16 protein-coding genes are annotated in these 14,646 nt (G+C 46.3%); 8 read left to right on the plus strand and 8 right to left on the minus strand.

Features of this window, described 5'->3' with window-relative positions; translation table 11 throughout:
- Positions 1-51 precede the first annotated feature (51 nt).
- From glyS to KFE96_RS14315, 6 genes are all read right to left on the minus strand, one after another.
- Positions 52-2,109, minus strand: a complete 2,058-nt coding sequence (gene glyS / locus KFE96_RS14290) for a glycine--tRNA ligase subunit beta (RefSeq protein WP_255833235.1) — start codon at positions 2,107-2,109, stop codon at positions 52-54.
- Between the two features lie 2 nt (positions 2,110-2,111).
- Complete coding sequence (locus tag KFE96_RS14295) at positions 2,112-2,996, minus strand: glycine--tRNA ligase subunit alpha (RefSeq protein ID WP_247016258.1); 885 nt, start codon at positions 2,994-2,996, stop codon at positions 2,112-2,114.
- A 182-nt stretch (positions 2,997-3,178) separates the two neighbouring features.
- The gene (gene map / locus KFE96_RS14300; RefSeq protein WP_255833236.1) at positions 3,179-3,919 is read right to left on the minus strand and encodes a type I methionyl aminopeptidase; all 741 of its coding nucleotides are present in this window, start codon (positions 3,917-3,919) and stop codon (positions 3,179-3,181) included.
- A 21-nt stretch (positions 3,920-3,940) separates the two neighbouring features.
- A complete protein-coding gene (locus KFE96_RS14305) occupies positions 3,941-4,240 on the minus strand; it encodes a chorismate mutase (RefSeq protein ID WP_343264852.1) in 300 nt (99 codons plus the stop codon).
- A gap of 45 nt (positions 4,241-4,285) precedes the next feature.
- A complete protein-coding gene (locus tag KFE96_RS14310) occupies positions 4,286-5,161 on the minus strand; it encodes a S49 family peptidase (RefSeq protein WP_255833237.1) in 876 nt (291 codons plus the stop codon).
- A 51-nt stretch (positions 5,162-5,212) separates the two neighbouring features.
- Positions 5,213-6,007: a tRNA1(Val) (adenine(37)-N6)-methyltransferase gene (locus tag KFE96_RS14315; protein WP_255833238.1), complete on the minus strand. Its 795-nt coding sequence runs from the start codon at positions 6,005-6,007 to the stop codon at positions 5,213-5,215.
- Positions 6,008-6,184: 177 nt separating this feature from the next.
- On the opposite strand from KFE96_RS14315, the gene KFE96_RS14320 reads away from it, so the two are divergent.
- The 8 genes from KFE96_RS14320 to KFE96_RS14355 all read left to right on the plus strand — a co-directional run bounded on the left by KFE96_RS14320 (position 6,185) and on the right by KFE96_RS14355 (position 13,529).
- Positions 6,185-7,219, plus strand: a complete 1,035-nt coding sequence (locus tag KFE96_RS14320; protein WP_255833240.1) for a polyprenyl synthetase family protein — start codon at positions 6,185-6,187, stop codon at positions 7,217-7,219.
- Positions 7,220-7,297: 78 nt separating this feature from the next.
- Positions 7,298-8,071 carry an ABC transporter substrate-binding protein gene (locus tag KFE96_RS14325; RefSeq protein ID WP_255833241.1) on the plus strand — a complete coding sequence of 258 codons (774 nt, stop codon included), beginning with the start codon at positions 7,298-7,300 and terminating at the stop codon, positions 8,069-8,071.
- 26 nt (positions 8,072-8,097) lie between these two features.
- Entirely contained in the window at positions 8,098-9,066 is a 969-nt protein-coding gene (locus KFE96_RS14330; RefSeq protein WP_255833242.1) for a hypothetical protein, read from the plus strand.
- Positions 9,066-9,827, plus strand: a complete 762-nt coding sequence (gene modA / locus KFE96_RS14335) for a molybdate ABC transporter substrate-binding protein (RefSeq protein ID WP_255833243.1) — start codon at positions 9,066-9,068, stop codon at positions 9,825-9,827. The genes KFE96_RS14330 and modA overlap by 1 nt, the downstream gene beginning before the upstream one ends.
- Before the next feature lie 325 nt (positions 9,828-10,152).
- Positions 10,153-11,061, plus strand: a complete 909-nt coding sequence (locus tag KFE96_RS14340; protein ID WP_255833244.1) for an MBL fold metallo-hydrolase — start codon at positions 10,153-10,155, stop codon at positions 11,059-11,061.
- Between the two features lie 81 nt (positions 11,062-11,142).
- A complete protein-coding gene (nadA, locus tag KFE96_RS14345) occupies positions 11,143-12,135 on the plus strand; it encodes a quinolinate synthase NadA (protein WP_255833245.1) in 993 nt (330 codons plus the stop codon).
- A gap of 24 nt (positions 12,136-12,159) precedes the next feature.
- Entirely contained in the window at positions 12,160-12,996 is an 837-nt protein-coding gene (gene nadC, locus KFE96_RS14350; protein WP_255835604.1) for a carboxylating nicotinate-nucleotide diphosphorylase, read from the plus strand.
- A 77-nt stretch (positions 12,997-13,073) separates the two neighbouring features.
- On the plus strand, positions 13,074-13,529 hold the full coding sequence (locus KFE96_RS14355) for a hypothetical protein (protein WP_255833246.1): 456 nt from the start codon (positions 13,074-13,076) through the stop codon (positions 13,527-13,529).
- 5 nt (positions 13,530-13,534) lie between these two features.
- Here KFE96_RS14355 and KFE96_RS14360 read toward each other — a convergent pair whose 3' ends face one another.
- Together KFE96_RS14360 and rpmF are read right to left on the minus strand one after the other, a co-directional pair.
- Complete coding sequence (locus KFE96_RS14360) at positions 13,535-14,314, minus strand: M48 family metallopeptidase (RefSeq protein WP_255833247.1); 780 nt, start codon at positions 14,312-14,314, stop codon at positions 13,535-13,537.
- 127 nt (positions 14,315-14,441) lie between these two features.
- A complete protein-coding gene (rpmF, locus tag KFE96_RS14365) occupies positions 14,442-14,627 on the minus strand; it encodes a 50S ribosomal protein L32 (RefSeq protein ID WP_247016278.1) in 186 nt (61 codons plus the stop codon).
- Positions 14,628-14,646: the final 19 nt, after the last annotated feature.

The raw sequence follows: 14,646 nt of genomic DNA on the forward strand, positions 1-14,646 counted from the left end.
TTGTGTTCAGACCCCGGTTTAAAACATATCGCAGAGCCTGAACTCTGCGACCTAGCCCTCAATCAGGCCAAAATCAGCAACAGTATTTACTGCTGCACGAATTTCAGTAAGGAGCGCGAGGCGATTAGCCCGCACATCCGCGTCATCCGCATTTACAATTACCTTATCGAAGAAAGCATCGATCGGCGCTCTAAGTGTAGATAGAGCACTCATAGCTTTTTCAAAGTCTTCAGCTTCCAGTGCTTCTGAGGCACCCGCTTTCGCGCTTACAAGCGCTTCACCCAGTGCTTTCTCTTCAGCCAGTTCAAACTTTGAAGCATCGACGCTCGCATCGAAGGCCTTGCCTTCTTTCTTCTCTTCCGCTTTCAGGATGTTCGCCGCACGCTTATAACCCGCAAGTAGGTTTGTACCGTCATCGGTTGCAAGGAATGTTGAGAGCGCTGCTACACGGTTCAGGATACGAACAAGATCATCATCACCATCTGCAAACACAGCATCGATTAGATCGTGGCGTACGCCTTTATCACGCTGCTGTACCTTCAAGCGATCACCAAAGAAGGCGAGAAGATCAGCTGTTACATCCTGAAGTTCGACATTCGAATATGTGCCTGCTGTTGCTTTGAAAACATCAGTAAGCGGAACGCGCACGCCGTTCTCCGTAATCAAACGGATCACACCAAGAGCAGACCGGCGCAGAGCGAATGGATCTTTGGAACCCGTTGGTTTCTGGTCAATACCGAAGAAACCAACAAGCGTATCCAGCTTTTCTGCAAGTGCTACAGCAATTGAAACTGGCGCTGACGGGCAAGCGTCAGATGGGCCTGCAGGTGCATAATGATCACGAATAGCATCGGCTACCGCATCCGTTTCACCTTGCTTCTGCGCATAATAGCGGCCCATAGCGCCCTGTACTTCAGGGAACTCATAAACCATGTTGGAAACTAGATCTGCTTTCGCAAGCTCAGTTGCTCGTTCAGCTTCTGCTTTATCAGCATCGACAAACTCAGCAAGATAGCCTGCTAATTTTGTCATGCGCTCAACACGATCAGACACAAGACCAAGGTCTTTGTGGAATACGATCTCTTTAAGGGCTGGCAGGTTATCATCCAGCTTGCGCTTCAAATCCTGATCCCAGAAGAATTTCGCATCCGCGAGGCGCGCACTTACTACGCGCTGATTACCGTTCGTTACCGCGGAGCCATCATCAGAAGGTTCCAAGTTCGCAGTGAAGATAAACTTGTTCGCAAGCTTGCCAGTGGCAGGGTCGCGGGTTACGAAATATTTCTGATCCTTCCGCATGGTCAGGATCAACACTTCTTCCGGCACCTCAAGGAAAGCAGGATCAAATGCGCCAATCATCGGTACAGGCCACTCAACAAGGCCAGCTACTTCAGTGAGCAAACCACGGTCTTCAACAAGTTCAAGCCCGGCGGCCTGAGCAAGCGTTTGCGCTGTATCATAAATCAGTGTCTCGCGGCGTGTGGCATCAAGCACAACTTTATGCTCAAGAAGCTTGGCTTTATAATCCGCAAAATCAGAAACCGTAAATTCATCCGGCGCCATAAAGCGGTGACCGCGAGTGGTGTTACCAGCCCGGTAACCTTCAACTTCCAGTTCAACCGTCTCGCCGCCAAGCACACAAAGGATACTGTGAAGCGGGCGAACCCACTTAAGGGACCCACTACCCCAGCGCTGAGACTTTGGCCACGGGAAATTACGCACGGCGTTTTCAACTGCTTCTGCGATTACTTCCGTTGCAGCACGGCCCGGCTTTTCGATTTTCGCGAAGAAGAAAGTGCCTTTCTTTTCCTCGCGCTCTTCAAGTTGATCACGGGTTACACCAGCACCGCGCATGAAACCTTCAAGCGCTTTCTCTGGCGCGTCCACACGTGGGCCGCGGCGTTCTTCGCTGATATCCGGTGTTGCAGCAGGCAGATTTGTTACACTAAGCGCAAGACGGCGCGGTGTTGAATAAGCGTCGGCCACATCAAAGGTCAGGCCAGCTTCCTTAAGCGTGCTTGTTACTATTTTTTTCAGATCATCAGCAGCTTTGCCTTGCATACGCGCAGGAATTTCTTCTGAAAATAGTTCGATTAGAAGATCAGCCATGATTATAGCTCCCACCCGTTTTTCTTGATCCATGCTTCACAGCAGCCCTTCGCGAGATCACGCACGCGGCCGATATAGGCCTGACGTTCCGTTACCGAGATCACCCCGCGGGCATCAAGTAGGTTGAAAGTATGGCTTGATTTAATGCACTGCTCATAGGCTGGCAGCGGCAGTTCTGCTTCAATCAGCTTCGCGCATTCATCCTGTGCGCGCTTGAACTCTTCAAACAGTTTTTCAGTGTTGGCATGTTCAAAGTTATAGGCGGATTGCTCACGCTCATTTTCTTGGTACACGTCGCCGTATGTTACGCCGGCACCGTTGAAATCAAGATCATAAACATTATCCACGCCCTGCACGAACATGGCCAGACGCTCAAGTCCGTAGGTTAGCTCACCTGAAACCGGCTTACATTCGAAACCACCAACTTGCTGGAAATATGTGTATTGGCTTACTTCCATGCCGTCACACCATACTTCCCAGCCAAGACCCCACGCACCAAGGGTTGGGCTTTCCCAGTCATCTTCCACAAAACGGATATCATGCAGCTTGGCATCAATCCCGATAGCTTTAAGGCTGCCGAGATAAAGCTCCTGCATATTTTCAGGGGACGGCTTAAGGATTACCTGAAACTGGTAATAATGCTGCAAACGCATTGGGTTTTCACCGTAGCGACCATCTGTTGGGCGGCGACAAGGTTGCACATAGGCAGCTTTCCAGCCCTCAGGGCCCAGTGCGCGCAGCGTGGTTGCAGGGTGGAATGTACCCGCGCCCATTTCCAGATCATATGGCTGAAGGATAACACAGCCCTGCTTCGCCCAATAATCTTGGAGCGTCAGGATCATTTGCTGGAAAGGCATGCCGCCTTTATTCTGGGATTTATCTGTCATTTTGGTCGCTTTAAAAAACCGAATCTTTACGTAAAATATTGCGGTGCAAACTAGCCGCAGGCTAAGGGGTGGTCAAGGTTGGAAACCAAGGTTTTTTGGTTTCATTTGTTACCGCCTGATCTCACCTCCGAACAAGGGCACATTTCCGGGCACACTTTTGGGCACAGGAAACGCGCAAAAACCTATTGAGTCACAACAATGGGCGCACCTTTGGTCACAACAAATGTGTGCTCAAACTGTGCCCCGAAACCACCTTCGGCGAGACGAAGGGTCCAACCATCCGCATCCTCCACATAGTGGCGGCTTTCTGTGGTCAGGAACGGTTCGATCGTGATCACCTGACCTTCAACAAGCTTCTCTTTATCTCTTGGGTAATAAAGGTTTGGTACTGTTGGTTCTTCGTGAATCCAGCCGCCCACACCGTGGCCGTTAAGTCCTTCAATTATCTTATAATTATGCTTATAGGCTTCTTTCTGAACCGCCTTACCAACCACATTTACAGGCTGTCCGGCACGCGCCGCGAACATCGCCTTCCGCTGTGCATCTTTGGTAACATCCAGAAGCTTTTGAAGATCTGGTGAGATTTTACCAATGGCAAAACTCTCGCCAGTATCCGCGAAAACACCATCTTTTTCTGCGGAAACATCAATGTTTACTAGCTGCCCTTCAACAAGCGGCTGATCCCCCGGAATACCGTGCGCCACCGCATCATGAACGGAAATACATGTCTGTCCCGGAAAATTATACGCAAGAATTGGTGCCGAACGCGCACCCCGTTCGGCGAACATTTTTTCTGCAATCGCATCAAGTTCCAAAGGTGTAACACCTGGGCGCACAGCTTCACCCATCACCGTTCTTACATCTCTGCAGATCGCACCAATCTCTTTTAATTTTTCGAGCGCTTCCGGCCCATCGATGATCATAAAACTATCTCAATCAAATACTTACAGTTCACCACGCTCGCGAATACGCTCATGGTGCTGGATAACTTCCCTGATAATGAAGTTCAAAAACTTCTCACTGAACTCTGGGTCAAGGTTGGCGGATTTCGCCAAATCACGTAGACGCTCCACCTGCAACTTTTCCCGGCTCGGATCAGCAGGCGGCAGGTCATGCTCACGCTTATAAAACCCAACAGCCTTCGTAATCTTGAAACGTTCAGCCAACATAAACACAAGAGATGCATCAATATTATCGATGCTTTCTCTATATTCCCGCAGTTGCTGTTTTTGCTCTTCCGTTATTTCTTTTTTTGCTTCACCTGACACAGGCTTCCTCCACAATACTCTTTACAGCCCGAACCTATTCCAGAACATGCGCTCTTCAATCGCCGAAAGCATCCCCTTCGGCATATCGTGAAGCACCCCCAAATCTGTATCCTCACCACCACCAAGGCCTAAAAGAGACCCAAGGCGTGGCTTTCTATCACTTAGTACACGCAGTCTTACTTCTTTCCCGAACCGGGAATGTAGAACCGAACGCACATCGCCAATGCCGTCAATCAGCCCAAGTTTGACAGCTTCAGCGCCAGTGAATACATCACCAGAAAACAGTTTACCGCGTAATCCCTTAAGACGTTTACCGCGCCTGTCACGAACAAGTTTCTTAAACTGCTCATGAATTTCATGCTGGATTTCCTTCAGGCGCGTAACGTCTTCTTCTTTTTCCTCCTGAAACGCATCAAGCATAGCTTTACTCTCGCCGGAGGTATGTAGCCTGCGCTCCACTCCCAGCTTTTTCATAGCCTCTGTGAAACCAAACCCGCTGGAAATCACACCGATACTGCCGACAATAGAGCTTTCATTAGCGTATATCTCATCGCCCGCTAGTGCGATCATATAGCCGCCAGACGCTGCTACATCTTCAGCAAATGCCAGCACAGGCACATGCTTTTCATCTGCCAAATCGCGAATGCGTTTATTGATAAGAGAAGACTGAACAGGAGAACCGCCAGGTGAATTAATAAGAAGCGCAACCGCAGACACACCATTGATAGCAAAGGCCTGTTCAATCTGCCTTGCGGCAGAGGCCATACTAATGCCTTGCTTGAAACGACCACCGGGACCGATAACGCCGTACAGCCTTAAAACAGCTACAACTGGCGGCGGATCGCCAAAGATCGCACGGCGTAGTGAATATAGAATTTTACCTAGCTTTTTGAGCATTAACGGCGCCTTAAAAGAAAATTCCCCACTTGCTTACCTGTTTTCAGGCGTTCACGCAAAATCTTTCAACTCAAGCTGCTTTCCATCCCATAAAACTGCTTTGGCCTCTGGCGTATAGCGTTCAACCTCACCATGGAGTGGGATACCTGGCAAAATAGTTGCTGCACCCCGCACCCCTTTGCGCCCCTGAATGATAACACGCTTAGCATGCACCCCAACGCGCGGCCAAAGAGGCATAATCTTCAATTCGCCAACTCTGCGGTGTAGATGCGCAATAATTTCATCAACCCTATCAGCACGGTAAACAATAGAAATTGTGCCCTTCACCTTGGCTTTATATACACAGAACCGCATCCAGTCCTTAAGCGTGGTGCCTAAATCCATGTGCGCGAGCCCTTTATTTTCAGAAGGTGGCCTGATGCCGTGACCCTCTGCAAGGTACGGCGGGTTGACCATCACATGGTCATATTGCCCTTCTTCATCGCTTAGGTCGGTAATACATGCTTTGTGAATTTGTACGTTTTCTTCCAATCCATTGAAGACAACGTTGCGGCGCGCGTATGAGATCATTTCATCTTCACGTTCAACACCATTCACATAAACCCCAGACACACGACGCGCCAAACAAATAGCAGCACCGCCTGTACCCACTCCGCCCTCAAGAATACGTTGTCCAGCTTTGGCTGGCACAGATGCTGCGAGCATCACAGTATCCATTGAAATGCGGTATCCGGAAGCAGGTTGAATAAGACGAACATTACCGCCGAGGAAATCATCTATTGTTTCCCCTTCTTCAGGCATAGTCTCGGCAAATTGTTTAGCAACGATATCTGACAGTTTTTCCACAAATTTTCCGCGAAATTTGAAACTTTGTATTTATTCAATAAATTGTAATCAATTTTATCACGGGATCAATCAAGGTGGTAACCTTTCTTTTACCGCGATAACCTTGCGTTAATGGTGAAGCAGCTATATGTTCGCCGCAACAAAAATCTATCGAAGTATAGGCATAACGGTAACATCATGGCTAGTAACAACGTTGTATCTCTGGAAGATCACCAAAATGCGGACAAAACAGTAACCGCAATCGAGAAAATGCAAAGCCTCGTGGCTGATCAGATGCAGCTCGTGAATGATACCATCCTTAAGCGGATGGACAGCCCCGTTGCCCTTATCCCTGAGCTTGCAGGTCACCTGATCAACTCTGGTGGCAAACGCTTACGTCCTATGCTTACACTTGCTTCTTCAAAACTGCTCGCTTACGAAGGCAAAAAACAGATTGGTCTTGCTACGGCTGTTGAATTTATTCACACAGCTACACTACTTCACGATGACGTTGTAGACGAAAGCAAATTGCGCCGTGGTAAAAAACCAGCCAACCTTATTTGGGGCAACCAAGCCACCGTGCTTGTTGGCGATTTCCTGTTCAGCCGTGCGTTTGAGTTGATGGTTGAAAGCGATAGTTTGCGAGTTCTTCAAATTCTATCCAACACCTCTGCCGTTATCACTGAGGGTGAAGTACTACAGTTAACTGTCGCGAACGACCTTTCAACAACGGAAGAAACATACCTTCAGGTTATCACCGCTAAAACAGCAGTACTTTTTGCAGCTGCTTGTGAGGTTGCTGGTGTTATCTCTGAAGAACATGGTGAAGAGGCTGAAAAGGCACTTGAAGCATACGGCAAGTATCTAGGCATTGCCTTCCAGCTCGTAGATGATGCACTTGATTACAACGCCAAACGCGCAACGCTTGGTAAGGAAATTGGTGACGATTTCCGCGAAGGCAAGATTACATTGCCTGTTATTCTTGCATATCGTCGTGGTTCGGATGAAGAACGTGAATTCTGGAAACGCACCATCCAAAAGCTAAAACAAGAGGATGGTGATCTAGAGCATGCTCTAGAACTTCTAACACAGCACGGTACTATCAACGATACTATTGAGAGAGCCCGCCATTATGGCGCTATGGCAAAGGATGCACTTGCAATTTTCAAAGATAGTGAAGCAAAAAATTGCATGCTCGGCATTGTAGATTTCTGTATCGAACGCGCTTATTAGTCGCACCTGTATAGTTAAAGTAGAATTACTCTTCAACATTTGCTAAGTTTTGCACTTGCTGATTTGGGGAAGAGTATAGTGCGTCTTATCATTGCCTTTTTATTAAGTGCGACTTTCGTCTCTTTTTCTGTTTGGTCAAACGACCAAACAGTCAGATTAACAGTTGGAAACTGGCGCCCTTTTATTGAGCAAAAAGATCAAACCGCACAAGGTATCGCCATTTCTGTTGTAGAAGCTGCTTTTAAAGAAGCTAATTATTCAGTCGAATGGGGGTTCTTTCCTTGGGGTCGCGCTTACGCGCTCGGGAAAATTGGTACATGGGATGGTTCGGCCGTATGGTATCATTCTGAAAACCGTGCCAATGATTTCTTGTATTCAGATCCAGTCTTCACCTTTCAAGAGGCTCTTGTGTGTCATCAAGACGTGCAGGCAGAATGGCAAACGTTCGAAGATATTCTAACACACCGCATAGGCACTGTGATGTTCAGTGAACATCCTTACATTGGTGATTATTTGAAGAATGCGAATAAATCGCCCATTCGTTTCCCCACATATCAAACTTTATATAATAGCTTAATCTCCAAACGCATTGACTGCATCCTCATCAACCCAGTTGCTCATACATACTTTCTGGATGAAATATTCCCCAGCCAAAAAATCACTTTAAACATAGCTTCAAAAGCGTTCCCTTTGGCGCACACAAGCTTGATTATTTCAAAAAACGCTGAGAATGCTGAAGAACTTATTAAATCCTTCAACAAGGGCTTACAGAAAATACGCAATTCAGGCTTATATGCTGAAATAATAAATCGTTTCCCTTACTTTGTAGCGGAAAATACTTTATCTAAATAACAACACTTCAGCAGACTGATAAAAGAATGCCATTACCGCACTTAACACTTCATATTGGGCACCCTAAATCTGGCTCCACAACGCTTCAGTCATTTTTATTCCAAAACTGGAAATCTATAGCCGAACAAGGGCTTCATATGCCGAGTGCATCAATGTCAGTGGCCTCGTCTCAAACTCCATCCGGCAATACTCTTCAAAAACTTGAAGCCTTAAATAAAGTCAAAGATGCCAATCCCATTCGTGATTGGATAACTGAAATACAACGACATCAAGAAACCCCTCGCCTGCTTATCTCTTCCGAAATCATGGCTGGATTTGGCTTCCCAAAACTGTTTGCACAAGCAGCAGAGCTCGCGAACTTCCAGATTATCTATTATATCAGGCGACAAGATAAACTCCTTTTATCAGCTTGGAAGCAGTGGGCACTGAAGCGCGGCCTATCTCTAGACGAGTTAATCGATAAACGCATCAATGATATGCAACCGAACTTTATAGGCACTATTACAAGGTGGCGAAAAGCTATCCCAAACGCGACATTCCATATCAGGTTTATTGACCCAGAATTCTTATATTCAAACGACTTAATCAACGATTTTTGTCAAGCTGCGGATATTGACCAAACACACTTACAAAGACCTAAGTCTCACCTGAACATGAGTCCTGATGGTAGAATATTAAGCTTTCTTAGCCGCCATTCTTATCTTTTTAAATCAGCTCACGACCATGCCCCCATGGCTTTTCTACAAAACGAAAAACAAGGCGGCGATAAAATCGGGTACGGACTAACTCAAGAGCAATTCGACAAAATATATCAACATTACGAACCTCAAAACCAGGAATTGCTTAAGTTATTTCATCCAGAAATGGCAGGAACGCCCGTAATTAAAAAAGAAAGCGCTCCTATATGGGACCGCGCAACCGGATTCAGTGTAGAGGAAGAACGTTCATATTTAGGAAATGACCTTATCAACAGGCTATTCAAGGCATGCCAATAATGAAACACCTGCTCTCCATAGGCCTTGCTATCTTCTGCATTTATGCTCCCTTTAATTTTGTAAGAGCAGATGAAAAAGATCTCACAATATTTGCAGCTGCCAGTACCCAAAATGCCTTGATAGAACTAGCTTCAGCATACCCTACAACTGAAAAAATTAATCTTTCTTTTGGTGGGAGCGCCATCATGGCGCGACAAATTAATGCTGGCGCGCAAACAGATATTTTCATTTCCGCGAATAGAGAATGGGTTCAATATCTAAAAGATAGCAAAAAACTGCAGGCTAATCCCACCACTCTCGTAGGCAATCGTTTAGTATTAGCTGGCACAAAAAACAGACACTTACCCAATCTCACCATCCTTGACAGTTCAAAGCTCATTGAGTTAGTCGGCGACACCAAACTAGCTACCCCTAACCCACAAACTGCACCTGCTGGTCAATATGTAAAGCGCTACCTTCAGTCTATTGACGCATGGAGCCTACTTAAAGGCAAGATGGCATTCAGTCCAAATGTAAGGCAAACGCTCAGGCTAATTGAATATGGTGGTTTACCAGGCTTTATATATAGCTCTGACGCACACATAAGTGCCAATGTTCGTGTTCTTTACGAAATCCCTAAAGATATGAACAGTCCCATAGAATATGTGGCGGCGCCAATTACCGATAACGAAAAAACGAACGCCTTTATCAATTTCCTGAAATCACCAATTGCTGCCCAAATATGGGAAAAATACGGATTTATAACAATTGCATCAAATTGAAACTAAACATCGAGTTTCATTTCAGATCATACATGCTTCATTTTGATACATAAATTTCTTTAAACTGATAAAAACCTATATTTTCCGCCATTTCAAAAACTGGCACAGTGGTTGCTATTCTTTATGCAAACCGATTATCCGGCTGCCACCGATTTCGGTTTAGATCAAGGTTGCTCTAGCTGCCACTTGCAGCAGCCCAGTGATGAATAGCCAACTGCCCAGATTTGCCCCCAAGCAATCCGAACTGGACAGTTGGCTTTTTCTTTTCTCTAGTTGACTTTCCAAGAAACTGATACAGCTCTCTTCATAAGTTTGTGAGGCAGATATGAGTGTAGAATTCAAACAGGATTTTTCCGCGGAGTATGGAATACCAGAACAAATGACCAAACGGGTCACTCGCGTTCTGTGTAACAATCCCAGTCCATTTACCTATACAGGTACAGGAACCTATCTTGTTGGTGCCGAAAATAACCTTGCGGTTATTGATCCCGGCCCCTTTGATACCGAACACGGGGAAGCTATTTTGAAAGCTGCAAATGGCCGACCTATCTCTCATATCTTCGTAACCCACAGCCATATAGACCACTCCCCTCTTTCAGCATGGCTTTCTGAAAAAACTGACGCACCAATCTATGCGTTCGGCCCACACGGTACTGGGCGCGCAGGAGGCCTTCAGGAAGAAGAAGTCGAAGCCGGAGCTGATAAAGAATTCATGCCGGACCACACCATCACAGATGGCGACACCTTCTCAGGCTCTGACTGGACGCTAAAGGCCATTCACACCCCCGGTCATACCGCCAATCATATGTGCTTTCTTCTTAAGGAGGAAAAACTCATGTTTGTTGGTGATCACGTTATGGGATGGGCTACAACAGTAATCGCACCACCTGATGGTGATGTAAGAAAATATATAGAAAGTCTAAAAAAAATAGCAGAAGAGGATGTTGAGAAACTCATCCCTACCCACGGCCCATGGGTGGAAAATCCAAAACCTTTCATCCGCGGCATCGTTACTCACCGTAAAATGCGTGAAGGGCAAATATTAAAGTGCCTTGAAGATGGAGCTAGTACTATCGATATACTAGTGGCTCGTATGTACAAGGACGTGGATAAACGCCTGCACCCAGCTGCAGCTCGCTCTGTATTCGGGCACATTATTGCGCTCGTTGATGAAGGTAGAATTTCCTGTGAAGGATCACCACGCCTTTCAAGTACATATAGCTTAGCTGGCTAGTTGAAATATCTTGTTTGCGTTTGGTACACACCCCTTGTATTTATGCTGCCAAATGTACGAAGTACGTCTTAGGAGACAACCATGAACTTGGTAAACACACCAGTAGTAGACCCTACCCTTGATGTGGTCGAAGAAATTAAACGCCTGCGCAAAGAAAAAAACGCAGTTATTTTGGCGCATTATTATCAAGCTGGTGAAATTCAAGACATTGCAGATTTTGTAGGTGACAGCCTCGATCTTTCTCGTAAAGCAGCTGAGACGGACGCAGATGTTATTGTGTTCTGTGGCGTGCGCTTCATGGCGGAAGTGGCGAAAATCCTAAGCCCGGAGAAAACAGTAGTTCTACCTGATCTGGAAGCTGGCTGTAGCCTGGAAGATAGCTGCCCACCTGATGAATTTGAAAAATTTGTAAAAGCGAACCCAGATCATCTGGTTCTTAGTTACATCAACTGCTCAGCAGCTGTTAAAGCACACACGGATATTATCGTGACCAGCTCTAACGCTGAAAGTATCGTATCCCAAATTCCTGAAGACCAAAAAATCATCTTCGCACCGGACCGTCACCTCGGCGGCTACTTGTCTCGTAAATTGGGCCGCGACATGCTTCTTTGGCAGGGTACATGTATGGTGCACGAACTGTTCAGTGAGAAAGAGCTGATCAAACTGAAAGCAAAACACCCGAACGCGCCAGTTGCTGCACACCCGGAGTGCCCTGACCAGATTGTTCAACACGCTGACCACGTTGGCTCAACAAGCTCTATCCTGAAGTTTGTGACCGAACATGAAGCTGACACCATGATCATTGCCACAGAACCTGGCATTATCCACCAAATGGAAAAAGCAGCACCGCATAAAACATTCATCGGCGCACCGGGTGCTGACGGCAACTGTAACTGTAATGTTTGTCCTTATATGGCACTGAACACGATGGATAAGCTATATCTTTGCCTGCGTGATCTTGGGCCGGAAATCAATCTGGATGAAGAGACTCGCATCAAAGCGGAAAAGCCTCTACGTCGCATGCTGGAAATGAGCCCAACATTCGCGCCGCAGCCACCAAAAGAAAACCTGTAAACAACAAGGTAAAATCACGTGACCATGTTTCCGCTGTCTAACCGAGAAGTTGAAGCCTTCATTGATAGTGCCTTCGCTGAAGATATCGCCACAGGTGATGTAACAGCAGAAACGGTAATCCCGGTCGATGCTATGCTAAAAGCAAGCATGAATGCTCGGGAAAATATGGTGGTAGCAGGCCTGCCGCTTATTGAGCCTATTTTCAAACGCCTTGACCCTAACTGTAAGTTCACGTTTGAAGCCAAAGATGGTGACAAGCTCTCTGCTGGCACTAATATCCTGACCGTCCACGGTACAGCGCGAGCACTACTCTCTGCTGAGCGCACAGCCCTTAACATCGTTCAGCATCTTTCAGGTATCGCAACACTCACTCGGCAGTATGTTGACTTAATTGAAGGCACGTCTGCGACCTTGCTCGATACGCGTAAAACCATTCCTGGCCTCAGAAAACTTGGCAAATACGCCACAGCTATGGGTGGCGGTAAAAACCACCGCATGGGTCTTTTTGACGCTGTCATGATCAAAGACAATCATATCGCTGTAGCTGGCAGTGTTGAAAAAGCCATTGAAGGTGCAAAAGCTGCTGGCAGAAAAGATATTCAAGTTGAATGTGACACGCTGGAACAAGTGAAAGAGGCCGTTGAAGCAGGCGCAAACAGCCTGCTTCTGGATAATATGCCACCTGCGGTCCTTAGGGAAGCACTGAAAATTGTGGATGGTCGTATTAGCTGTGAAGCTTCAGGCGGTGTGAATTTAAAAACTATCCGAGCCATTGCTGAAACAGGCGTGAATTACATTTCTGTAGGACGCCTCACACAGTCCGCCCCAGCGGTTGATATTGGCTTAGATTTCTCTCTTTGAGATCAATTAAAATTTATAATTGCTTTCAATAAACCTATATTTTAGTTTTTTCCTCACTGCCAAGGGGGAATATAAAAATGAGCGCTCACCAAATTCAACAACCTGCACCTTTAACCAGAATAGATCAAAAAGCCAAAAGCTGGCTTTTCATTGCATATCTCGGCTTAGGTTTGAGTTTAGGATATGCACTATTTAGTGCAATCTCAATTTTGATCATTTTTATCCTCAAAAACGATATTAGCCAATCCAGATTCCATAACCACTTTGCAAATATCACTCTAATCTTCATCGTTCAGTTATTTGTTACGCTTTTGGGAATATTTTTTGTACTCAATAGCTTCATCGAGTCCTACACAAACATACTTAATGACGAAGGTATGCTTGAAAGAGCACGCCCCTTTCTAATATATTTAGGTCTTTATTTACTAACAACAATTTGGGCGCTTTATAGAATTATTAAAGGACTGATTAAGCTTTCTGCTAATGAAGCTTATAAAACATCCAAGCCACGCAAATTCAGCCCCTATAATTAGCGCCCCTATCTATTTCCATAAATAGCCAGGTATTCAGGCATTCGGCCTTCAATTCGAGCAATACGCTTATCATCAGATGGGTGGGTAGACAGGAACGTTGGCTGGTCGCCACCACCCTCCTTAAGGCGTGCCATCTTGCGCCATAACTGAGCTGCAGCCCTCGGGTTATAGCCTGCGCGTGCCATATAAATGGTTCCTACATGATCTGCTTCTAGTTCCATATTACGGCTATGAGGAAGTGCGACAAAACCTTGTGCTGCCATTGAGCCTAAAGCCACAGCGAGTTGAGCATTTTTTTCATTCTCAGTTGTCGCACCAACCACAGCACCAAGGCCAACAATCGCGAGCTGCTGCGCCTGTGCTCTGCTCACCTGTTCAGCGCCGTGACGGAGTATAGCATGTGCCGCTTCATGCCCAAGTACGGCTGCCAGTTCTTCATCAGTCAGATTGTCAATCATCTTGCTGTAAACAGCTACCTTGCCACCCGGCAAAGCCCACGCATTCAGAACCGGTTCATCGATAACAATGAATTCCCAGTTGAGGTCAGGCTTATCAGAAACACGTACGATGCGTTCACCAATACGGCGTACTCGTTCTACATCACGCCCTGATGTACGAACGTTCCCGTTGCTCTTCTTCACTTCATTAAGTGCCTGAAGGCCGAGCTCTTCATCCTGGCTTGCAGGAATGGTGATAAATTGGGAGCGCCCAGTTACTTCATTTGTTGTAACACAGGCGGAAAGGCAAAGAGCCATGCAAGCGGCGATAAAGGCTTTGATACGCACGAGATATCCCATCAGTTTCTGATTCGACTATAGATAAGGATACCAGAGCTGGCCTCAAAACAAACAAAAACCGACGAACCATCTGGCTCGTCGGTTTTCATAAACTCAATTGAGTTACAAAAGGGATTTAGTAATCGCCTTTTGGCTCAAGAATTTGCTTACCACGGTACATACCTGTCTTCAGGTCGATGTGGTGGCGAAGCTTGTATTCACCTGTGTGTGTATCTTCCTGAAAGTTAACTGCTTTCAGAGCATCGTGTGAACGACGCATACCACGGCGAGAACGAGTGATCTTACTCTTAGGAACTGCCATTTTTCTAACCTTTTCACTA

The sequence above is a fragment of the Kordiimonas sp. SCSIO 12603 genome (assembly GCF_024398035.1).
Classification (GTDB): domain Bacteria; phylum Pseudomonadota; class Alphaproteobacteria; order Sphingomonadales; family Kordiimonadaceae; genus Kordiimonas.